16 protein-coding genes are annotated in these 20,277 nt (G+C 60.7%); 6 read left to right on the forward strand and 10 right to left on the reverse strand.

Annotation, left to right across the window (positions count from 1 at the left end; translation table 11 throughout):
• Position 1: 1 nt before the first annotated feature.
• A complete protein-coding gene (gene recF / locus ACTG20_RS01935; RefSeq protein WP_033115255.1) occupies positions 2–1,105 on the forward strand; it encodes a DNA replication/repair protein RecF in 1,104 nt (367 codons plus the stop codon).
• Positions 1,102–3,513, forward strand: a complete 2,412-nt coding sequence (gene gyrB / locus ACTG20_RS01940) for a DNA topoisomerase (ATP-hydrolyzing) subunit B (RefSeq protein WP_194495384.1) — start codon at positions 1,102–1,104, stop codon at positions 3,511–3,513. The genes recF and gyrB overlap by 4 nt, the downstream gene beginning before the upstream one ends.
• A gap of 104 nt (positions 3,514–3,617) precedes the next feature.
• Here the strand turns inward: gyrB and ACTG20_RS01945 are convergent, their stop codons facing one another.
• Both ACTG20_RS01945 and ACTG20_RS01950 read right to left on the reverse strand, forming a co-directional pair.
• On the reverse strand, positions 3,618–4,577 hold the full coding sequence (locus ACTG20_RS01945; RefSeq protein WP_194495386.1) for a helix-turn-helix domain-containing protein: 960 nt from the start codon (positions 4,575–4,577) through the stop codon (positions 3,618–3,620).
• Positions 4,578–4,668: 91 nt separating this feature from the next.
• Positions 4,669–5,439 (reverse strand): MBL fold metallo-hydrolase, encoded by a 771-nt coding sequence (locus ACTG20_RS01950; protein WP_194495388.1) that lies wholly within the window; start codon positions 5,437–5,439, stop codon positions 4,669–4,671.
• Positions 5,440–5,719: 280 nt separating this feature from the next.
• Between ACTG20_RS01950 and ACTG20_RS01955 the strand changes: the two genes are divergently transcribed.
• Positions 5,720–6,133, forward strand: a complete 414-nt coding sequence (locus ACTG20_RS01955; protein ID WP_005339298.1) for an Hsp20 family protein — start codon at positions 5,720–5,722, stop codon at positions 6,131–6,133.
• Between the two features lie 92 nt (positions 6,134–6,225).
• Positions 6,226–6,666 carry an Hsp20 family protein gene (locus ACTG20_RS01960; RefSeq protein WP_005339297.1) on the forward strand — a complete coding sequence of 147 codons (441 nt, stop codon included), beginning with the start codon at positions 6,226–6,228 and terminating at the stop codon, positions 6,664–6,666.
• A 72-nt stretch (positions 6,667–6,738) separates the two neighbouring features.
• Here the strand turns inward: ACTG20_RS01960 and ACTG20_RS01965 are convergent, their stop codons facing one another.
• Entirely contained in the window at positions 6,739–7,989 is a 1,251-nt protein-coding gene (locus tag ACTG20_RS01965) for a valine--pyruvate transaminase (RefSeq protein ID WP_194495390.1), read from the reverse strand.
• 293 nt (positions 7,990–8,282) lie between these two features.
• Here ACTG20_RS01965 and ACTG20_RS01970 point away from each other — a divergent pair, with 293 nt between their 5' ends.
• Positions 8,283–8,516 (forward strand): hypothetical protein, encoded by a 234-nt coding sequence (locus tag ACTG20_RS01970; protein WP_005342304.1) that lies wholly within the window; start codon positions 8,283–8,285, stop codon positions 8,514–8,516.
• On the opposite strand, the gene ACTG20_RS01975 is transcribed toward ACTG20_RS01970, so the two are convergent.
• Complete coding sequence (locus ACTG20_RS01975; RefSeq protein WP_194495392.1) at positions 8,446–9,270, reverse strand: AraC family transcriptional regulator; 825 nt, start codon at positions 9,268–9,270, stop codon at positions 8,446–8,448. The two genes, ACTG20_RS01970 and ACTG20_RS01975, sit on opposite strands and share 71 nt — an antisense overlap.
• Positions 9,271–9,362: 92 nt before the next feature.
• Here ACTG20_RS01975 and ACTG20_RS01980 point away from each other — a divergent pair, with 92 nt between their 5' ends.
• Positions 9,363–10,490, forward strand: coding sequence for a multidrug effflux MFS transporter (locus ACTG20_RS01980; protein ID WP_194495394.1), 1,128 nt, complete (start codon positions 9,363–9,365; stop codon positions 10,488–10,490).
• A 4-nt stretch (positions 10,491–10,494) separates the two neighbouring features.
• On the opposite strand, the gene ACTG20_RS01985 is transcribed toward ACTG20_RS01980, so the two are convergent.
• The 6 genes from ACTG20_RS01985 to gorA all read right to left on the reverse strand — a co-directional run bounded on the left by ACTG20_RS01985 (position 10,495) and on the right by gorA (position 20,213).
• Positions 10,495–11,178, reverse strand: a complete 684-nt coding sequence (locus ACTG20_RS01985) for a response regulator (RefSeq protein WP_033115265.1) — start codon at positions 11,176–11,178, stop codon at positions 10,495–10,497.
• Positions 11,178–13,766, reverse strand: coding sequence for a sensor histidine kinase (locus ACTG20_RS01990; RefSeq protein ID WP_194495396.1), 2,589 nt, complete (start codon positions 13,764–13,766; stop codon positions 11,178–11,180). The genes ACTG20_RS01985 and ACTG20_RS01990 overlap by 1 nt, the downstream gene beginning before the upstream one ends.
• A gap of 126 nt (positions 13,767–13,892) precedes the next feature.
• On the reverse strand, positions 13,893–14,420 hold the full coding sequence (locus ACTG20_RS01995; RefSeq protein WP_047439859.1) for a potassium-transporting ATPase subunit C: 528 nt from the start codon (positions 14,418–14,420) through the stop codon (positions 13,893–13,895).
• 61 nt (positions 14,421–14,481) lie between these two features.
• Complete coding sequence (kdpB, locus tag ACTG20_RS02000; RefSeq protein WP_005355771.1) at positions 14,482–16,539, reverse strand: potassium-transporting ATPase subunit KdpB; 2,058 nt, start codon at positions 16,537–16,539, stop codon at positions 14,482–14,484.
• Positions 16,540–16,606: 67 nt separating this feature from the next.
• Positions 16,607–18,301 carry a potassium-transporting ATPase subunit KdpA gene (gene kdpA / locus ACTG20_RS02005; RefSeq protein WP_194495398.1) on the reverse strand — a complete coding sequence of 565 codons (1,695 nt, stop codon included), beginning with the start codon at positions 18,299–18,301 and terminating at the stop codon, positions 16,607–16,609.
• A 562-nt stretch (positions 18,302–18,863) separates the two neighbouring features.
• Complete coding sequence (gorA, locus tag ACTG20_RS02010) at positions 18,864–20,213, reverse strand: glutathione-disulfide reductase (RefSeq protein WP_005339280.1); 1,350 nt, start codon at positions 20,211–20,213, stop codon at positions 18,864–18,866.
• Between the last annotated feature and the right edge of the window lie 64 nt (positions 20,214–20,277).

A 20,277-nucleotide genomic window follows, 5' to 3' on the forward strand; every position in this document is an offset into this window, starting at 1 on the left:
CGTGTCTCTGGTCAAACTCCAGCTCAGCGACTTTCGCAATATCCAGCAAGCCAGTCTCGCGTTGTCACCCGGCCTCAATATTCTGGTCGGGTGCAATGGCAGCGGCAAGACCAGCGTGCTGGAAGCCATTCACTACCTTGGTCTGGGGCGCTCCTTTCGCACTCATCTGACCGGGCGGGTTATCCGCCAGGGGGAGAGGGCGTTTACCCTGTTTGCCCAGTGCGAACTGGATGGGCGTCAGGTGCCTATCGGTCTTGCCAAGGACAAGAGTGGCGAGACCCAGCTCAAGATTGCCGGAGCGCAGGCGCAGCGATTGGCCGATCTGGCCGAACTGCTGCCGGTGCAACTCATCCATCCGGATGGCTTCAATCTGTTGACCGGGGGGCCGCAGGCTCGTCGGGCCTGGCTCGATTGGGGGGTGTTTCATCAGGAACCCACCTTCTTCGCCCTGTGGGGGCGGGTGCGGCGGCTGCTGAAACAGCGTAATGCGCTGCTGCGCCAGAGCACCCAATATCGCCAGCTGGCGTTCTGGGATCAGGAGCTGGTGCGGTTGGGTGGTGAACTGGCAGGCTTTCGCGCCAGTTATTGTCAGGCCATTACGCCCCTGATCAAGGAGATGACGGCGGATTTTCTGCCGGAATTCGATATCAGTCTTGGTTTTTACCGGGGCTGGGAGAAAGATACCCCCCTCAACGAACTGCTGGAGGCGGGGTTTGAGCGGGATCGGGCGCTGGGCTACACCGGTGTCGGTCCGCAGAAAGCCGATGTGCGCCTCAAGGCGAACGGGGTGCCTGCTCAGGATATTTTGTCCCGGGGTCAGCTCAAGCTGCTGGTTTGTGCCATGCGCTTGGCCCAAGGGCTTTATTTGAATCAACATAGCAGCCGTGGCTGTATTTTTTTAATTGACGATTTTGCCTCTGAACTGGATGTCGAGAAGCGTCGCCTCTTGGCCGCAAGGCTGAAGCAGTGCGCGTCCCAGGTGTTTATCACCGCCATCGATACCGGTCAGCTCGCAGACATGATGGATGCGAATGACTGCAAGTTGTTCCACGTGGAACAAGGCAAGATCTCCGAAACGTTAGAGAAGGCAGAGAGTAAGCTATGAGTGAAAATACTTACGACTCCTCGAATATCAAGGTGCTGAAGGGCCTGGATGCGGTCCGCAAGCGCCCGGGGATGTATATCGGCGATACGGATGATGGCTCGGGTCTGCACCACATGGTGTTCGAAGTCGTCGATAACTCCATTGACGAGGCGCTCGCTGGCTACTGCTCCGATATTCAGGTCAAGATCCATTCCGATGGCTCCGTCTCCGTGCGCGATAACGGCCGTGGTATTCCGGTCGATATTCACCCGGAAGAGGGCCGCTCCGCTGCCGAAGTCATCATGACCGTGCTGCACGCTGGCGGTAAGTTCGATGACAACTCCTACAAGGTTTCCGGTGGTCTGCACGGCGTGGGCGTCTCTGTTGTTAACGCACTCTCTGACAAGCTGCTGCTGACCATTCGTCGTAACGGCCACGTCTACGAACAGACCTATCATCTGGGTGAGCCGCAGGCTCCGCTCAAGCAGATCGGCGACAGCACTGGCACCGGGACCGAAGTTCGCTTCTGGCCGAGCCCGACCATTTTCAGCGATACCCTGTTCCATTACGAGATCCTGGCCAAGCGCCTGCGCGAGCTCTCCTTCCTCAACTCCGGTGTCTCCATCCGTCTGCAAGACGAGCGTGATGGCCGCGAGGCGCATTTCTGCTACGAGGGCGGCATCAAGGCATTCGTTGAATACCTGAACCAGAACAAGACCCCGATCCACCCGAAGGTGTTCCATTTCACCACCGAGCAGGATGGTATCGGCGTGGAAGTGGCGATGCAGTGGAACGACGCCTATCAGGAAGGGGTCTACTGCTTCACCAACAACATCCCGCAGCGGGATGGTGGTACTCACCTCGTTGGTTTCCGTACCGCGCTGACCCGTACTCTGAACTCCTATATGGACAAAGAGGACTACAGCAAGAAGGCCAAGTCTGCCGCCAGTGGCGACGACGTGCGTGAAGGTCTGATTGCCGTTATCTCCGTGAAGGTGCCGGATCCCAAGTTCTCCTCCCAGACCAAGGACAAGCTGGTCTCTTCCGAAGTGAAGACCGCCGTTGAACAGGCGATGGGTGAGAAGCTGGCCGACTTCCTGCTGGAAAACCCGGGCGATGCCAAGATCGTGGTCAACAAGATCATCGATGCGGCCCGTGCCCGTGAAGCGGCCCGCAAAGCCCGCGAACTGACCCGCCGCAAAGGCGCGCTGGATATCGCCGGTCTGCCCGGCAAGCTGGCTGACTGTCAGGAAAAAGACCCGGCGCTCTCCGAACTCTACATAGTGGAAGGGGACTCTGCTGGCGGTTCCGCCAAGCAGGGTCGCAACCGTAAGAACCAGGCCATTCTGCCGCTCAAGGGCAAGATCCTGAACGTGGAGAAGGCCCGTTTCGACAAGATGATCTCCTCGCAAGAGGTGGGCACCCTGATCACCGCACTGGGCTGCGGTATCGGTCGCGACGAGTACAATCCGGACAAGCTGCGTTATCACAACATCATCATCATGACCGATGCGGACGTCGATGGTGCGCACATCCGAACCCTGCTGCTGACCTTCTTCTATCGTCAGATGCCGGAAATCATCGAACGTGGCTATGTCTACATTGCCCAGCCGCCGCTCTACAAGGTGAAGAAGGGCAAGCAGGAGCAGTATCTGAAAGACGAAGATGCGCTGCTGCAGTACCAGACCGCCATGGCGCTGGATGGTGCGACCCTGCACGTTAACGAATCTGCCCCGGCTATCGGTGGCGAGGCACTGGAGCGTCTGGTCAACCAGCACCGCTCGGTGACTCACCTGATCACCCGCATGTCTCGTCGTGCGCCAGAAGCAGTGCTGACCCAGCTGATCTATCAGCCGGAGTTGAACGAAGCGCTGCTGAACAGCGAGAGCGATCTGCTGGCCTGGTGTCAGGGTATGGAAGCCGTGCTCAACGAGAGCAACCATGGTATCCAGTACCAGATCCAGGTTCGTCGTGACGAAGAGCGCAGCCTGTACGTGCCGCACGCCGTGGTACGTCAGCACGGTGTTGACCGCGAATACCCGCTCAGCTACGACTTCCTGCAATCCGGTGAGTACCGTCAACTGGTCTCGCTGGGCAAGGAGATCGCCAACCTGATCGAGGAAGGTGGTTTCATCAAGCGTGGCGAGAAGGTCAAGCCGGTTGCCAACTTCGTGGAAGCGGTCGAGTGGCTGATGGGCGAAGGCAAACGTGGCATCTACATCCAGCGCTATAAAGGGCTGGGTGAGATGAACCCGGACCAGCTGTGGGAAACCACCATGGATCCGGAAGCCCGTCGCATGCTGCGCGTCACCATCGACGACGCCGTAGGCGCTGACCAGCTCTTCTCCACCCTGATGGGTGATGCCGTTGAGCCCCGTCGTGACTTTATCGAGACCAACGCTCTGCGCGTAGCCAACCTCGACGTCTAATCGACGCTTTCAGCCCGATATAAAAAAGCCGCTCCCTGTGAGTGGCTTTTTGTTTTTCTGGCGGAGGATGTTGCTCGTTCCACGTGGAACATCGTGCTTTGGTATCAGGGGTTCTGGCCACGAAAAGAGCGTCGCCACTCGCTGGGGGAGATGGCAAAGCGGGCGCGGAAGTGATTGCGCAGGGAGGTGGCACTCTTGAAGCCGACCAGCTCGGCGATGCGGTCGATGGAATGGCCGCTTACCTCCAGCAGCTCCTGACTGCGCCTGAGCCGTTCCGCCAGCAGCCATTCACCCACCGAGAGGCCGGTAGCCTGATGAAAACGGCGGGTAAAGGTGCGGCGGCTCATCAGGGTGTGGGCCGCCAGAGAATCCAGGGTATGGTGGGCGGCCAAATGGGCACGCAAGTGATCGAGCAACTGGTTCATCCGGACATCGCGGGTGGAGGCGGGCACCGGCTGCTCGATAAACTGGGCCTGCCCCCCTTCCCGGTGAGGCGGGATCACTAGCCTCCGTGCCACCTTGTTGGCGATGGCCGATCCGTGGTACTGGCGTACCAGATAGAGGCAGCAGTCCAGCCCGGCGGCAGTACCTGCCGAGGTGACCAGCCCATCGTCATCCACATAGAGGGCGTTGGTATCGAGCTGCACGCAGGGAAAGCGGCGGCAGAAATCCTGTTCGTACTCCCAGTGGGTCGATGCTTTGCGACCATTAAGTAGTCCGGCGTAGGCGAGCACATAGGTGCCAAGACAGAGCCCGACCAGTCGGGCGCCTCTGGCTCTGGCGGCTATCAGGGCATCGAGCAACGCAGCGGGTGGCCGTGCTGCCGGGTCGTGCCAGAAGGGGATGACGATGATCTCCGCCTCGGCCAGCATCTCCAGCCCATGGGGCGCCTGAATGGTGAAGCCTTGCGCCGAGTGTGAGTGGTGGTTGCTATCACCGCAGCAGATCATGAGCTCGAACAGCGGCTGGCCCGGCAGGATGTCGCCGAAGATGAGGCAGGGGACGGCGCAGTGAAAAGGGCTGAAGTGATCGAAGGTCACCACGGCAACGATCGGGGTGGGCATTATGTTGGCTCCTCTCTGTGCGCAGACCACTCATCATAAGCGTCTGACAGTGAAAGCCGAAGGGCCATCTCTGGCATAGCCCCCCTGCGGATCACAGCGATATCGCCTCGCCATCTTGCGGCACCCGTACCCGATCCGTCATGCCCCGGTCCATCAGATAGTCGCGCAGCTCCTGGCGTGACAGCACGGCGTGGTTGACCGCCTCCATATGGCTGGCGATCAGCGTGGCTTGCGGTGCGGCCTGATAAACGGCGGCGACATCCTCCTTGCCCATGATGATGGAACCGAGTCCGGGCACCTGTGCATCGCCGCAGTTGAGGATGATGACCTCAGGCTGATGCTGTTGCAGGGCTTGCTCGACCGTGGGATGCCAGATGGTATCACCGGCCAGATAGAGGCACTGCTCATCGGGGTGGGAGAAGACCACGCCGCACACTTCTCCCATGCGCTCGCCCAGTACCGCCATCAACTGGTCGCTGCCGTGTTGGCCACCGGTCTGCTGCAGGCGAATGCCGGCAAACTCGGGCTGGTCGCTCAGCAGGTGTACATCCTCAAAGCCACTGGCACGAATGGCATCGGCATCTTTCTGATGTTGTACCAAGATCGGCAGATGTTTGGGGATTAGCGCTCTGGCGGCGTCATCCCAGTGGTCGGGATGGTCGTGGGTGACGATAACGGCATCCACATCGACCAGCTCATCGATCGGCAGCGGCAGCTCGACCAGCGGATTACGCAGCTGGCTGTTGGCGGTGCCCTCAAAGCCGGGGAAGGCCCCTTTGGCCGAGAGCATGGGGTCGATCAGAAAGCGGGTGCCGGCATAGTCGAGCAGCAAGGTGGCGTTACGAACCTGGGTAATCTTCATGAGATGGCTCCATGTTGGCTGGTGGATATGCAACCAATTATGGAGTGCGGAGCGCATTGCCATCAGTGGCCCACGGGTCGATTATCATCACTATCGGGCCAACAGGTTGATGTTCTACAGGTCGGTGCGGCCATTTAAAAAATTTGAAAAAATCCCCTTGAAAGGAAAAAGTGAGCCCCTATATAGGTAACAAGGCCGGAACGCTCGACAGAGGTTTCGACCAGGCGCCCGTCCATAAGGAGGGCAAACAATCCGTTATCGCTCATAAGAGGGTAATACTATGCGTTCTATCGACTTTTCTCCGCTCTATCGTTCTGCCATCGGTTTCGATCGTCTGGCCAATCTCATCGAATCTGCGGCCAGCAATGGCAATGCCGGTTATCCCCCCTACAACATCGAGCAGTTGGGTGACAACGACTACCGCATCAGCATGGCGGTGGCGGGCTTTACCCAGGAAGAGCTGGAGCTGAGCTTTCAGGAAAATCTGCTGACGGTGAAGGGCAACAAGCAGGCCGACACCGGGCGCAACTATCTCTATCAGGGGATTGCCGAACGTGGTTTCGAGCGTCGCTTCCAGTTGGCCGACTATGTGCGGGTGAAAGGGGCCGACCTGAAAAACGGCTTGCTGCACATCGAGCTGGTGCGTGAAGTGCCCGAGGCGATGAAGCCGCGCAAGATTGAGATCAACGGCTGATAGCCTGAATTCACTGAAATTTTAAAATTTCCCGGGTGCCGATGACGGGCCTGTGGAGAGTTGAACCTGTTGCTTATTAGAAGGATAGGATTATGCGTAACCTCGATTTTTCTCATCTCTATTCCAACGCTGTCGGCTTCGAGCGGATGGCCCGTGAGCTGGAAGGTTTGTTCGAGCAGAAGACCGCCGCTTACCCCCCGTACAACATTGAAAAGCGCGATCAGGATGGCTATCGCATCACGGTCGCCGTGGCTGGCTTCGAGCGCGAAGAGCTGGAGCTGGAGACCGAAAACGGCACCCTCAAGGTGAAGGGGCGCAAAGGGGCTGCGGCCGGTGAGCGTCAGTTCCTCCATCAGGGGATTGCCGAGCGTGACTTCGAGCTCGCCTTCAAGCTGAGCCAGCACGTGGAGGTGCAGGGCGCCAAGCTGGAGCATGGTCTGCTGACCATCGATCTGGCTCGCGAGCTGCCGGAGGCGCTCAAGCCCCGCGCCATCCCCATCGGCAAACCCGAGCAGCTGGCGCTGCCCGGCTAAGTAAACCGGATCGCGATAGACAACAAAGGCCTGCATCTGCAGGCCTTTCTGTTTTTGGGTGGCCGGACTGACTTAGCCGGCGTAGAGGGTGTTGATTTCGTCGGCCAGAATGGCGATGCCGCGACGCACCAGCTCCTCGCTCTGGGAGTAGTTGAGGCGAATGCACTCCTGACTGTGGCGCCACTCGGGGTCATCAATGCCGGGGAAGAAGTAGTGACCCGGCACGATCAGCAGGTTCTTCGCTTTCAGTCGCTCATAGAGCTCCTGACAGTGGATCGGCAAATCTTCAAACCAGAGCCAGAGGAAGAGGGCGCCTTCCGGCTTGTGGATATGGAAGCGCGGGTCGGGGATCGCCTCGCGCAGCAGTTGCACCGCCAGCTCCGCCTTCTGCTGATAGAAGGGCTTCACCACCTGTTCGCTGAGGGCGATGATCTCGCCGCTCTCGATCATCGGGATGGTGATGGCGGGCCCCAGACTGCCCGGCGCCAGATTGATGATGCCGCTCAGGTTGGTGATGGCCTGGATGATCTTCTCGTCGGCGATGACGATGCCACAGCGGGTGCCCGGCAAGCCCAGCTTGGAGAGGCTCATGCAGAGGATGGTGTTGGCATTCCAGAACGGCTTGGCTTCGCTGAAGATGATGCCCGGGAAGGGGACGCCGTAGGCGTTGTCGATCAGCAGCGGGATCCCCTTGTCGCGGGCGATCTGATCGAGGTGTTCGATCTCTTCGTCGGTCAGCACGTTGCCGGTGGGGTTGGTGGGGCGGGAGACGCAGATCACCCCGATATCGTCACCCACCTGCAGGCTCTCGAAGTCCACATGGTATTTGAACTGGCCATCGGGCAGCTTCTCAATGGTGGGCTTGTAGGCCACGAAGTAGTCGTCGGCCAGCGCCGAGTCGGCATAGCCGATGTACTCGGGGGCGAGCGGGAACAGCACCTTCTTCTTGCGGCCATCAGCAAATTCACCGGCCAGCAGGTTGAACAGGTAGAAGAAGGCATTCTGGCTGCCGTTGGTCAGGGCGATATTGCGGGCTGAGATATCCCAGCCCAGCTCCTTGCTGAGCAGTCCGGCTAGCGCCCTGGTGAACCTGTCTTTGCCTTGCGGGCCATCGTAGTTGGCCATCGCCTTCACCAGTTCGCCGTTGTCGAGCAGGGTTTTGGCCTCGGCCTGAAAGCGCTCCAGCATGGCGGGGATCGGGGCCGGATTGCCGCCACCCAGCATGATGGCGTCCGTATTGGTCAGCCCCTGATTGAGGTCATCCATGAGTTGGGTAATGCCGGCGTGGCGAGTGAACTTCTCGCCGAACAAGGAAAATTCCATTCAGTGACAGATCCAGATTTGAGTTACGGGGATGTAGCACCATAGCTCAGTTTAAAAGCGGGTGTCGATCAAAATGATGGGACGTTCCACGTGGAACATGGTGCAAAAATCAAGCGTGGTTAAAATCACCAACTGTTGGTTTAAAAATGACTGGGCGGGATGCATTTTGCGACTCAATTTGGTATCGCAAGATAGTTAATTTAAACAAAATCATCATGTTATGAATTGCATGAGGATTGGCACAACTATTGGAATAGCTATCTGGTCATCTCAACCATACCGGAGCAAACCTGATGAAAAGCCTGATCGCTACCCTGATTGTGAGTGCCCTGAGCCTGAACGTGATGGCCAACGAAAACCCGCGGCCCGAGCTGGAGAGTGCCCAGCTGGAGCAGGATGTGCAGAGCGAGTTGCAACAGGCATCCCATGCCGTGGTGCAGGATGCGCTGCACAACCTCAAACCGCTGGCGCTGGATACCCTGGTGGTGGAGGCGAGCCAGGCTGTGGCGACTCACCCCGAGAGCTGAGGTAGCGCAGGGGGGTCTGTCCCGTATGTTGTTTGAAGAAGCTGATAAAGGCGCTGTCGCTGGAGAACTCCAGCGCAGCGGCAATCCGGCTGATGGACTCGCTTTCTGCCAGCAGCTCCATGGCGCGCAACAGCCGCCACTGCTGGCGCCACGCCTGATAGCTCATGCCGGTCTCCCGCATAAAGATGCGGCCAATGGTCTTGTCACTGGCACCCACCCGTTCGGCCAGCCGGTTGAGCCGATCGGGCAGGGCATCTCCCCGTTTCAACTGCTGTAGCCAGCCGCCCAGTCTGGGATCGGTTGGCAGCGGCAACTGCCACGACTCCCGCGGCGCCTGCCCCAACTCCTCCATAAACAGAGCCACCGTCCGTTGTTGCTGCTCTTGCGGTTTGTCCCACGGCCAGAGCGCCATCCGTTCGATCAGTTCGTGCAGCAGCGGATTGACCGCCAACACCTCTACCGTGCCGGGCAACTCGGGGTGCGGCTGGAAGTAGAGAGAGCGGTAGGCCACCACACCGCGCATCAAGATCCTGTGGGCGGTGCCCGCTGGCAGCCAGGCGGCGCGGGTGGGTGGCAGCAGGCAGACCCGACCTTCCAGCTCCATGGTCATGCAGCCGGATTGGGCGAACAGCAGCTGATGGCGTTGATGTTGATGCAGGCCCGAGTCGTGCCAGCCGAGGGCGGAGGCGATGCCGATCACGCTGCCCGTCAGCTGGTCGGGGTCAAAAGGGTGATCGGGAAGAATAAAGGCCATATGTCCGATTTTTGATGTTTATAGTCCTGATTATTGTAATCAGACAGTCGGCATCTCTCTAGAATGGCGACCTCTTGTGAAGGAGGTTTGTCATGAACAACAAGTTGCCACCGCTCTGGCTGGTGGTGGGATTGATGATGTTTCCCCAGATTGTGGAGACCATCTACAGCCCGGTACTGACCCACATCGCCAGCCAGTTTCAGGTGAGCGAGGGGCAGGCATCCCAGACCCTGTCGGTCTATTTTCTGGCGTTTGCGGTGGGCGTGGTCTGCTGGGGACGGCTCTGCGATCTGATCGGGCGCCGTCCCGCCATGCTGGCGGGTCTGCTCACCTATGGCGTCGGCACCCTGCTGGCGCTGCTGGCCAACCAGTTTGAAACCCTGCTGCTGGCCCGGGTCATCTCGGCCTTCGGCGCAGCCGTGGGATCCGTGGTGACCCAGACCATGCTGCGCGACAGTTATCAGGGCAGCGATCTGGCGCGGGTCTTCTCGGTGATGGGCATAGCGCTCTCACTCAGCCCGGTGCTGGGGCTGCTCAGTGGCGGGCAGCTGGCGAGCCGGTTCGGCTATCTCGGGGTATTCAGCGGTCTGCTGATACTGGCTGTAGGCTTGCTGCTGGTGGCCTGCTGGCAACTGCCGGAAACCCGTCCGGCCACCACCCGGCAAGTCGCACTCTGGCCGCTGGCGTGCCGGATGATGAAGGATGGCGGGCTCTGGCGCAGTGCCATGCTGGTCGCCCTGTTCAACACCATGCTGTTTGGTTACTACAGTCTGGCGCCGTTCCTGTTTGCCGGATTGGGATTGAGCACCGGAGAGTTTGGTTACTCGGGGATCTTGCTGGCACTGGCGACCCTACTTGGCAGCCTGCTCAACAAGCATCTGCTGGGGAGGGGGTGGCTGCCGTCCTCTCTGATCAGACTGGCTTGCGTTTTGGCACTGGTTGCCGGGCTGCTGGTCTGGACGACTCAGGCCAGCCTCTGGTTCCTGCTGCCCATGATGGGAATCGTGGTGGCCTTCGGACTGGCGATCCCCAACGTGCTGAGTCAGGCACTGTTGGCCTATCGCGAGGTAGCAGGCAGTGCAGGCGCTCTGTTCGGGCTTGGCTACTACCTGCTGTTCAGTCTGGGATTGGCGGTGGCGGCCGGATTGCAGGATCTCGGCCTGTTGCTCAGTGGCTGCGGTCTGCTGGCACTGATTTGCAGCGGGCGTCGTTCCACGTGAAACGTCAGTTGCCGATAAAGCGGTAGCCAATACCTGATTCGGTCTCGATAAGCGTCGGTTGCTGGGGGTTATCCCCCAGTTTTTTGCGCAGGCTGGCGATAACGATGCGCAGGTAGTGGGTGTCCTCCTTGTGGCTTGGCCCCCAGATGTCGTTGAGCAGCTGGGTCTGCATCACCAGCTTGCCGGGGTGGCACACCAGCGCCTGCAGCAGGGCGAACTCCTTGCGGGAGAGGGGGATCTCCTCCTCCTTCATGGTCACCTTGTGGCTGCTGATATCCAGCGTCAGGCCGCATTGGGGGAAGTGGCGCCGCTCGCCACTGCTGACGCCAGCCCGCTGGCGCAAGAGTACGCGAATGCGGGCCATCATCTCGCCGATGCCAAACGGCTTGCTCATGTAGTCGTTGGCACCAGCATCCAGCAAGCGCACCTTCTCCTGCTCCGAGTCACGGGCCGACAACACCAGCACCGGGTTGGGGTGGTGTTCGCGAATGGCCTGCAATACCTGAATGCCATCGCCATCCGGCAGACCGAGATCGAGGATCACCAGATCGGGGTTGAGGTGGCGATACTGCTCCAGCCCCTCGGTGACGCTGACCGCTTCGCTTACCTGATGCCCTTCGGCAATCAGGCTGATCCGCAGAAAGCGACGGATCGCCGCTTCATCATCTATGACCAGAATGTGCGCCATCAAACCTCCGGTGAATTGAGCGCGAGCGGCAGGGATATGCGCATGCAGGTGCCGTTGCCATTGGGGCCGGAGAAGGCCCAAATTTTGCCGCCGTGGGCCTCTATCATAGCGCGGGAAATGGCGAGGCCAAGCCCGGTGCCACGGCTGCCGCAATCGCCCACCGGCTGGGTGTAGAAGAGGTTGAAGATCTTCTCCCGATCCGACTCGGCGATACCGACCCCGATATCGATGATATCGATGATGAGATCGGGTTCGGCCACCATCACCTTGAACTCGATGGGGGTGCCTGCCGGCGAGTAGCGGGAGGCGTTATCGAGGATGTTGACCAGCACCTGCTCGATCAGGGCGCCATGGACATAGAGCTGTGGCACATGCTGATCGATGTGTACCAGCAGCTTGTGCTGGCGCCAGGAGGAGTCGAGCCGCTTGCGGGCGCTCTCCACCAGATCGGTCAGGTCGACCCAGTCCCGCTTCAACTGGAAGTCGGGGGAGCCGATACGGGTCATATCCAGCAGGTTCTGTACATAGCTGTGCAGGCGGCGCGCCTCGTCCTGTACCGAGTGGAGCAGTTCGTTGCGATCATCCGGCGGGATCCGGTCACCATATTCCAGCAGGGTGCTGCCGGCCCCCATGATGGTGGCCAGCGGTGTCTTCAAGTCGTGGGAGACCGAGGAGAGCAGGGCGGCCCGCATTCGATCTGTTTCCGCCTGCAGCTGGCTGTCAGCCAGCCGCTCGTTGAGGTCGATCCGCGCCAGCGCGGCGCGAATGTCGGTGAGCAGCGCCTGCAGCTGATGCTCGGCAGAGGAGGAGAGCGGATTGGCCAGCGTTATGCCAATCACCAGATCATCGCTGAGGTGGTGATACTGGGCCTCGGCGGCATTGAGGGTGGCGGTGTGGGCACCGGCGCTCTGCTTCTGGGCCAGACACCAGTCGATGGCCGCCTTGTCGGTCTGGCCGGGTCTGTGCTTCTCGTTGCCGAGGCGGTCGTGAAAATCCTTGTCGATCACTACGGTCGGCTGGCCAAGCGCCAGCGAGATCGCTTGTGCCCCTTGTCTGAGCACCTCCTCCGGGCTATTGGCGGTCGCCAGCCCCTGACTGAGGGAGAGCAGGGCATTGCCCAGCTGCTGGGTCTCGCGCAGGCCGATCAGCTGCTGGCGCTGGCGGGAGGCGAGGCGTCCCGCGGTCATGCCGACGATAAGCAGCACGAACAGGGTGAGCAGGTCGCTGTGGTTGGCGACGCTCAGGGAGAAGTAGGGGGCGGTAAAGAGCAGATTGTGGGCGATAAAGCCCAGCACGGCCGCCAGCGTGGCGGGCACCAGACTGGTGGTAAGGGCAGTCGCCAGCACCCCCAGCACGAAGATGAGCGGCAACGCTGCGGGGGGCAGCCAGTAGGAGAGTCCCCATGCAATGGCCGAGGTGATCCCCATGATGGCCACCGCCAGCAGGCTGTGGTGAATATCCTTCGGCGTCGGGGAGCGCATCCCCACTCTGTGTTTTTGCTTCTCGGTATCGACCAGGGTGATCTCCAGCCCCTGTGCCTGCTTGAGCAAGTGCTGCACCAGCGAGCGACGCCACGGTGCCTTGTGGGGTTTGCCAAGCAGCAGCTGGGAGACCTGCTGCTGCTCGGCAGTCTCCAGCAGGGTATTGGCGACCGCCGGACTGGAGAGGGTCAGCACCTTGGCTCCCAGCTGGGAGGCGAGCGCCAGCGCCTGCTCCACATCGGCCGAGCTGTGGCCATTGCTGTCCACGTGCACCACCAGCCAGGGCAGCTGGCGACGCTGGGCAAAGCGGTGGCCATAGCGCACCAGCGCAGCCCCGTGCTGGTTGCCGAGGCAGACCATCAGCTTGCCCCGCAGCGGCAATGTGGTCTTGCCCGCCGCCTGCCATTGCAGTTGCAGATCGCCCTCCACATGGCTGGCTGCGGTCTGCATCGCCAGCTCCCGCAATGCGGTGAGGTTGTTGAGGGAGAAGAATGATTGCAGGGCTGCTTTGGCCTGATGAGGGACATAGACCTTCCCCTCGCGCAGGCGGCCGAGCAGCTCCTTGGGGGGGAGGTCGATAAGGATAATGCTGTCTGCATCGAGCAGAACCTGATCGGGCAGGGTCTCTTTGACCCTGACCCCGGTGAGCTGCCACACCAGATCGTTGAGGCTCTCCAGATGCTGGACGTTGAGGGTGCTGTAGACGTCGATACCGGCGTTGAGCAGCTCCTCCACATCCTGCCAGCGCTTCTCATGGCGGCTGCCGGGGGCGTTGCTGTGGGCCAGCTCGTCCACCACGGCGATGGCCGGTTTGCGCGCCAGCAGGCCGTCGAGATCCATCTCCTCCAGTCGCTGCTGGCGGTGCATGTGGATCTTGCGCGGCATGATGGCGAGCTTGTCGAGCAGGGCCAGGGTCTCCTGCCGGCCGTGGGTCTCCACCACGCCGATCAGGATGTCGACCTCCTCTTTGGCCTGTTCCCGCACAGCCTGCAGCATGGCGTAGGTCTTGCCCACGCCGGGAGCGGCGCCGAGAAACACCTTCAGCTTGCCCTTGTGCTCCTGTTCCAGGCTCGCCAGCAGGGCGTCGGCCCTTACCTCATCACGCATCCCCATGCTCCTGCATCAGAATCGCCAGCAGGGCGTCGGCGCTTGCTACATCAGCCATTGTTATCCCTATCGAGCCAACCGCCCGTTGCGAAAATCGAGGTCATCACCAAACCGGAATGGGCACCATCAGGCGCCCTTTTGATGATCCAGTTGCAGATTCAGCTGGAGAATGTTGACCACCTGCGGGCCAAGGATACCAGCTTGTGTGGCCGACTTGACCTGCTCCGTCAGTTGGGCGGGATCCAGTCCACGTTCTTTGGCGACGCGGTCCACCTGAGCCAGCACCGCATCCAGCGGCAGGTGGGGATCGAGGCCGGAGGCGGAGCGGGTCAGCATGGCGGGGGAGCGGGTTCCCAGCTGTGCCTTGGCCACCTGTTCGGCAAACTCTGCCCGCAGCGGTGAGCTCATCCCCAGATTGCTGGCGCTGCCGCCAATGGTGTTGAAATCGCTGGCGGAGGGACGGGGATGGAAGTAGTCAGCCCGCTCGAATTTCTGCCCCAGCAGGGCGCTGCCGATGAGCTGTTGTTTGCTGTCGGTCAGCTGGCTGCCGTTGGCCTGCCAGGGGAACAGCAGTTGGGCCAGCCCGGTGACGGCCAGTGGATAACCCACTCCCAGCAGCAGGGTCAGGGTCAACAGGGTTCTGATTGCTATCATGATTCTCTTGCTCCAAAGGATGGCTGGGGATGCGGATCTGACCCGCATCCCGGTTATGTCGTTACACCAGACCCAGGCCGGTGATGACCAGGTCGATCAGTTTGATGCCGATAAACGGCACCAGCAGGCCGCCGACACCGTAGATCAGCAGGTTCCGGCGCAGCAGGCTGGCGGCCGAGCCTTTCAGGTCGACACCACGCAGTGCCAGCGGCACCAGCGCCACAATGATCAGGGCGTTGAAGATGATGGCCGACAGGATGGCGCTCTGCGGGCTGCCCAGCTGCATCAGGTTCAGTGCCCCCAGTTGCGGGTAGGCGGCGATGAACAGGGCTGGCAGGATGGCGAAGTACTTGGCCACGTCGTTGGCGATGGAGAAGGTGGTCAGGGCGCCACGGGTCACCAGCAGCTGTTTGCCGACCAGCACCACATCCAGCAGCTTGGTGGGGTTGGAGTCGAGATCCACCAGATTGCCCGCCTCCTTGGCGGCCTGGGTGCCCTCGTTCATGGCCAGACCCACGTCAGCCTGCGCCAGTGCGGGCGCATCGTTGGCGCCGTCACCGCACATGGCGACCAGACGGCCATCGGCCTGCTCCTGCCGGATATAGGCGAGCTTCTTCTCCGGCGTCGCTTCGGCGATGAAGTCATCCACCCCGGCTTCGGCGGCGATGGCGGCGGCGGTTTTCGGGTTGTCACCGGTGATCATCACGGTACGGATCCCCATGTGGCGCAGGATCTGGAAGCGAGCCTTGATACCGGGCTTGATGATGTCCTTGAGGTAGACCACCCCCAGCAGTTTCTCCTGAGTGCAGACCAGCAGCGGAGTACCCCCCTGACGGGCGATGCTGTCGACCGACTTGAGCACCAGCTCAGGCACCGCCTTGCGGTCGAGGCTGAGGTAGTTCAACACGGCATCCACCGCACCCTTGCGATATTGATGACCGTTGCGATCCAGTCCGCTCAGGCGAGTCTCGGCGCTGAAGGGGATCACCTTGTCGCTCTCCAGCTGGCTCGGCTTGGCCATGCTCTTGCTGGCCAGAGTCAGGATGGATTTGCCCTCCGGAGTGTTGTCACCCAGCGAGGCCAGCATGGCCGCTTGTGCCAGCAGGGCGGGGTCGACACCCGGTGCCGGGATCAACTCGTCGGCCATCCGGTTGCCGAAGGTGATGGTGCCGGTCTTGTCCAACAGCAGGGTGCGCACGTCACCGGCCGCTTCCACGGCACGGCCAGACTTGGCGATGACGTTCAGCTTCACCAGTCGATCCATACCGGCAATGCCGATGGCGGAGAGCAGGCCGCCGATGGTGGTCGGGATCAGGGTGATAAAGAGAGCGATCAGGTAGAGACGCGGGACCTGGGTGCCGTTGTAGTCGAGGAACCAGGGCAGGGTGGCGACCACCAGCAGGAAGATCAGGGTCAGGCCCACCAGCAGGGCGTCGAGCGCCATCTCGTTGGGGGTCTTTTGGCGCTTGGCCCCTTCCACCAGTGCGATCATCCGATCCAGCGTACTTTCGCCCGGATTGTTGCTGACGCGCACCCAGATCTCGTCGGAGACGACCGTCGTGTTGCCGGTCACGCCGCTGCGGTCGGTGCCCGACTCGCGGATGACGGGGGCGGATTCGCCGGTGATGGCGGCCTCGTTGACCGAGGCGATACCGGCGATCACTTCACCGTCGGCCGGGATCATCTCGCCGCTGCGTACCAGCACCAGGTCCCCCTTCATCAGGCTGGTGGCGGGTACCCATTCGCCCTGACCATCTTTGGCATTCGCCACACGACGGGCCTTGAGCTGGCTCATGCCCGCCTTCAGGCTGTCGGCGCGGGCCTTGCCGCGTCCCTCGGCCAGGGTTTCCGCGAAGTTGGCAAACCAGAGGGTGAGCCAGAGCCAGGCGGTCAGCTGCCAGGCCAGTGAGGGAGCAACGCCGGAGAAAGGCTGCCCCAGCAGGGACTCCACCGTCGCCATGACTGCGGCCAGCCAGAGGGTGAACAGGATGGGGCTGCCAAACAGCGCCTTGGGATTGAAGCGATAGAGGGCCTCAACCATTGCCTGGATGATCTGTGATTTCTGTTTTTTGCCCTTCACCAACATGGTGTCGGTGCTCATTGCAGTGGACTTGCTCATTGGAAAGCTCCCAGCATCAGATAGTTGGCCATTGGCATCCGGATGGTGATCGACAGGGTCAGGTTCATCAGAATGCTCCTCCGATCAGACTCAGATGTTCGGCCACCGGGCCCAGTGCCAGCACCGGAAGGAAGGAGAGGCCACCTATCAGCAGGACGGTGATGATCAGCAGGGTAACGAACAGCGGGCCGCTGATGGGGAAGTCCCCTTCGCTCGTCTCCTGACGGGGCGCACGGGCCAGCTGACCGGCGATGGCCAGTACCGGAATGATGTAGCCGAAGCGACCGAGCAGCATGACCAGACCGATGGCGATGCACTGCCAGTTGTCACCGGCGGCAAAACCGGCGAAGGCGGAGCCGTTGTTGCCGGCAGCCGAGGCGTAGGCATAGATGAGGCGCGACAGACCGTGCGGGCCATCATGGCCGATGATGGTGCTGGCATCCGGCATCAGTAGGGTGACACCACCGATCACCAAAACACCCACCGGCATGACCAGCATGCTGGCGACCACCCACTTCATCTCGGTGATGCCGAGTCGTTTACCCAGATAGGTCGGGGTACGTCCCACCATCAGGCCGCACAGGAACACGGTCAGAAGCACAAACAGCATCATGCCGTAGATACCGGAGCCGACCCCGCCGAAGATGACCTCACCCAGCAGCATGTTGATCATGCCCACCATGCCGCCGAGCGGAGTAAAGCTGTCGTGCATGGCGTTGACGGCACCGTTGGAGGCTGCAGTGGTTGCCACTTCCCAGATGCTGGAGAGCACAGGGCCGAAGCGGCTCTCCTTGCCTTCCCAGTTGCCAGTCATGTTGCTGGCGTCAGTGGTGAGGTGGGCGAGGGCGTAATCCGGTTTCAGCTCCTGGGAGAGGGAGATGAAGAGCCCCAGCACCAGCATGAGGGTCATGGCACCGAGAATGGCGCGGCTGTGGGCCATGTCCTTCACATAGCGGCCCAGAGTAAAGACCATGGCGGCGGCGATGGTGAGCAGGGCGACCATCTCCAGCCAGTTGGAGAGGGCGGTCGGATTCTCGAACGGATGTGCCGAGTTGATGCCGAAGAAGCCGCCGCCGTTGGAGCCAAGCTGCTTGATGGCGATCTGCGAGGCTGCCGGGCCGAGGGGCAGCAGTTGCTCCTGACCTTCCACACCGTGGAACGGCAGATAGGCGGAGAGGCTTTGCGGCACCCCTTGCCATACCAGCACCAGCGCCATGATCAGCGCGATGGGCAGCAGCACATAGAGGCAGAAACGCACCAGATCCTGCCAGAAGTTGCCAAGGTTGATGGTCTGCTGGCGGGCGATGCCGCGGAACAGGGCAATGGCGACGGCGGCGCCCGTCCCTGCGGAGACGAAGTTCTGGGTGGTCAGCCCAACCATCTGGCTGAAGTAGGAGAGGCTGGCCTCACCGGAATAGGCTTGCCAGTTGGTGTTGGTCATAAAGCTGACCGCGGTGTTGAATGCCAGTTGCCAGCTCAGACCCGGCAGTTGTTGCGGGTTGAGGGGCAGCAACCCCTGCGCCATCAGGATCAGGAACAGCAGACCGAAACCGGCGCCGTTGAAGGCCAGCAGGCTGAGGGCGTAGGACTTCCAGTCCTGCTCCCGTCCATCGGTGCCACAGCAAGCCAGCGTGGCGCGCTCGACCGGTGCCAACCAGCGGATTTTGCCTTCAAATACCCGGTAGATGTAGTTGCCCAGCAGCGGTGCCGGCAGCAGAACCAGCAGCACGAAGGCCACCGGATAGATTATTTCTTGCCACATGTTCTAGTTCCTCACTCGTGGTCACGGTGCGTCAGGGCACGCATTGGATTGCTCACGAGGCTCGGCAGTTTGCTGGCCACCGGGTAGATAATTTCTTGCTGCATATAGGTAGTCCCTCACTCGTGACTGCGCGTGAGTGCGCGCATCAGATAGGCCATCAAGGCGAGGACGAGCAGCAGATATAGCCAATTCATATCGACTCCATTGAGATAATTAGCTGCGAGAGCCGATGTAAGACCATATCGGCTCTGTTGGTGTCATTGACGCTGAAAAGGGTATGTAAAACAGGCGTAAAGGCGCCATAAAGCGCCATGTGGCAGGCGTAAAATCGGCGTAAAGAACGACGGATTTGCGAGAGAAATGGCGAGGAGGGATCAAAAAACCCGGCCTGAGCCGGGTTTGGGAGAAGGGGTTAGATGGTTGTCGAAGCCGGCTCCTCGTGAAAGGTCAACTTCAAACGTACCTATCGCATTGTCACGAACTCTTCAGCGCTGGTGGGATGAGGCATGGGAACGCAGTTGTTGAAGTTGGCCTGATAATGACAGGCCTGCTTCAAACGTGCTTATCGCATTGTCACGAACTCTTCAGCACTGGTCGGATGGATAGCCACGCAGTTGTCGAAATCAGCCTTGGTGGCACCCATCTTCATGGCGACGCCGAAACCTTGCAGGATCTCGTCCATCGCAAAGCCGATACCGTGCAAACCGACCACCTTCTCTTCCGGGCCGACGCAGACCAGCTTCATCCGGGTGGGCTGGCGATGCTGGGTCAGCGCCGAGTACATGGCGGTGAACTGGCTGCGGTAGACCTTCACCTGGTCCTCGCCGTATTCGGCGATGGCTTCAGGTTCGGTCAGGCCTATGGTGCCGATGGGCGGGTGGCTGAACACCACGGTCGGCACCAGATCGTAGTTGAGGTGCTCGTTCGGCTTGTTGTTGAACAGCCGTTCGGAGAGGCGACGGCCCGCAGCGACGGCCACCGGGGTGAGCTGGATGCGACCGGTGTTGTCACCCACTGCATAGATGTTGGCGACGGCGGTGTTCTGGAACTTGTCGGTCGGGATAAAGCCCTTCTCGTCCAGCGCGATGCCTGCGGCGGCCAGATTCAGGTTGTCGGTAGCCGGTACCCGGCCGATGGCCCAGATCAGGCAGTCGACGGTGAGGTGGCGACCATCTTCCAGTTGCAGGGTCAGGCTGTTGTCAGCGTTTTTGAGCACGGCTTTGGGAATGGCGTGGGTGTGCAGCTTGGGCCCTTCCTGCGCCATGATTTCGACCAATGTCTCGTGGATCATGGGGTCGAAGTTGCGCAGCGGCGCGTGCTTGCGCACCACCAGATGGGTCTCGGAGCCGAGCGCCTGCATCACCCCTGCGATCTCGACTGCGATGTAGCCCGCACCCACTACGGCAACCCGCTTGGGTTGGCTTTGCAGGTCAAAGAAACCGTCGGAGTCGATACCCAGCTCGGCACCCGGGATCGCCGGAATTTCCGGGCGGCCACCGGTGGCGATCAGGATGTGATCAGCCGTGTAGTGCTCGCCATTAACCTCGATGGTGTTGCTGCTGACGAAGCGGGCGAAGCCCTTGATGACGGTGATCTGGTTCTTGCCCAGCACGTTCTGATAGGACTGGTGAATGCGGCCGATGTAGGCCTGGCGGGACTCGACCAGCTTGGCCCAGTTGAAGTGGTTGAGGGTGGTGTCAAAGCCGTAGTCGGCACCATATTTCAGGGCATCGGCGATCTGGCCTGCATACCACATGGCCTTCTTCGGTACGCAGCCTACGTTGACGCAGGTTCCACCCAACTCTTTGGCTTCAATCAGGGCAACTTTCTTACCGTACATGGCAGCACGGTTGGCAGAGGCGATACCGCCGCTGCCGCCGCCGATGGCGATATAGTCAAAATGCTGTGCCATTGCGAGGTTCTCCGCTCATTAAGAATGCAATCACAGCATGATGGGGATAAAGCGGCTGGCTCAC

The sequence above is a fragment of the Aeromonas sp. 84A genome (assembly GCF_051919345.1).
GTDB classification, from domain to species: Bacteria; Pseudomonadota; Gammaproteobacteria; order Enterobacterales; family Aeromonadaceae; genus Aeromonas; species Aeromonas veronii.

What these genes read in the sequence shown, in the direction of transcription:
- gorA (WP_005339280.1), bottom strand. Translation starts at nt 20,213, where the DNA reads ATGGCACAGCATTTTGACTATATCGCCATCGGCGGCGGCAGCGGCGGT.
- kdpB (WP_005355771.1), bottom strand. Translation starts at nt 16,539, where the DNA reads ATGAGCAAGTCCACTGCAATGAGCACCGACACCATGTTGGTGAAGGGC.
- gyrB (WP_194495384.1), top strand. Translation starts at nt 1,102, where the DNA reads ATGAGTGAAAATACTTACGACTCCTCGAATATCAAGGTGCTGAAGGGC.
- ACTG20_RS01985 (WP_033115265.1), bottom strand. Translation starts at nt 11,178, where the DNA reads ATGGCGCACATTCTGGTCATAGATGATGAAGCGGCGATCCGTCGCTTT.
- ACTG20_RS01950 (WP_194495388.1), bottom strand. Translation starts at nt 5,439, where the DNA reads ATGAAGATTACCCAGGTTCGTAACGCCACCTTGCTGCTCGACTATGCC.
- ACTG20_RS01965 (WP_194495390.1), bottom strand. Translation starts at nt 7,989, where the DNA reads ATGGAATTTTCCTTGTTCGGCGAGAAGTTCACTCGCCACGCCGGCATT.
- ACTG20_RS01960 (WP_005339297.1), top strand. Translation starts at nt 6,226, where the DNA reads ATGCGTAACCTCGATTTTTCTCATCTCTATTCCAACGCTGTCGGCTTC.
- ACTG20_RS01990 (WP_194495396.1), bottom strand. Translation starts at nt 13,766, where the DNA reads ATGCGTGATGAGGTAAGGGCCGACGCCCTGCTGGCGAGCCTGGAACAG.
- ACTG20_RS01995 (WP_047439859.1), bottom strand. Translation starts at nt 14,420, where the DNA reads ATGATAGCAATCAGAACCCTGTTGACCCTGACCCTGCTGCTGGGAGTG.
- ACTG20_RS01945 (WP_194495386.1), bottom strand. Translation starts at nt 4,577, where the DNA reads ATGCCCACCCCGATCGTTGCCGTGGTGACCTTCGATCACTTCAGCCCT.
- ACTG20_RS01955 (WP_005339298.1), top strand. Translation starts at nt 5,720, where the DNA reads ATGCGTTCTATCGACTTTTCTCCGCTCTATCGTTCTGCCATCGGTTTC.
- ACTG20_RS01970 (WP_005342304.1), top strand. Translation starts at nt 8,283, where the DNA reads ATGAAAAGCCTGATCGCTACCCTGATTGTGAGTGCCCTGAGCCTGAAC.
- kdpA (WP_194495398.1), bottom strand. Translation starts at nt 18,301, where the DNA reads ATGTGGCAAGAAATAATCTATCCGGTGGCCTTCGTGCTGCTGGTTCTG.
- ACTG20_RS01980 (WP_194495394.1), top strand. Translation starts at nt 9,363, where the DNA reads ATGAACAACAAGTTGCCACCGCTCTGGCTGGTGGTGGGATTGATGATG.
- ACTG20_RS01975 (WP_194495392.1), bottom strand. Translation starts at nt 9,270, where the DNA reads ATGGCCTTTATTCTTCCCGATCACCCTTTTGACCCCGACCAGCTGACG.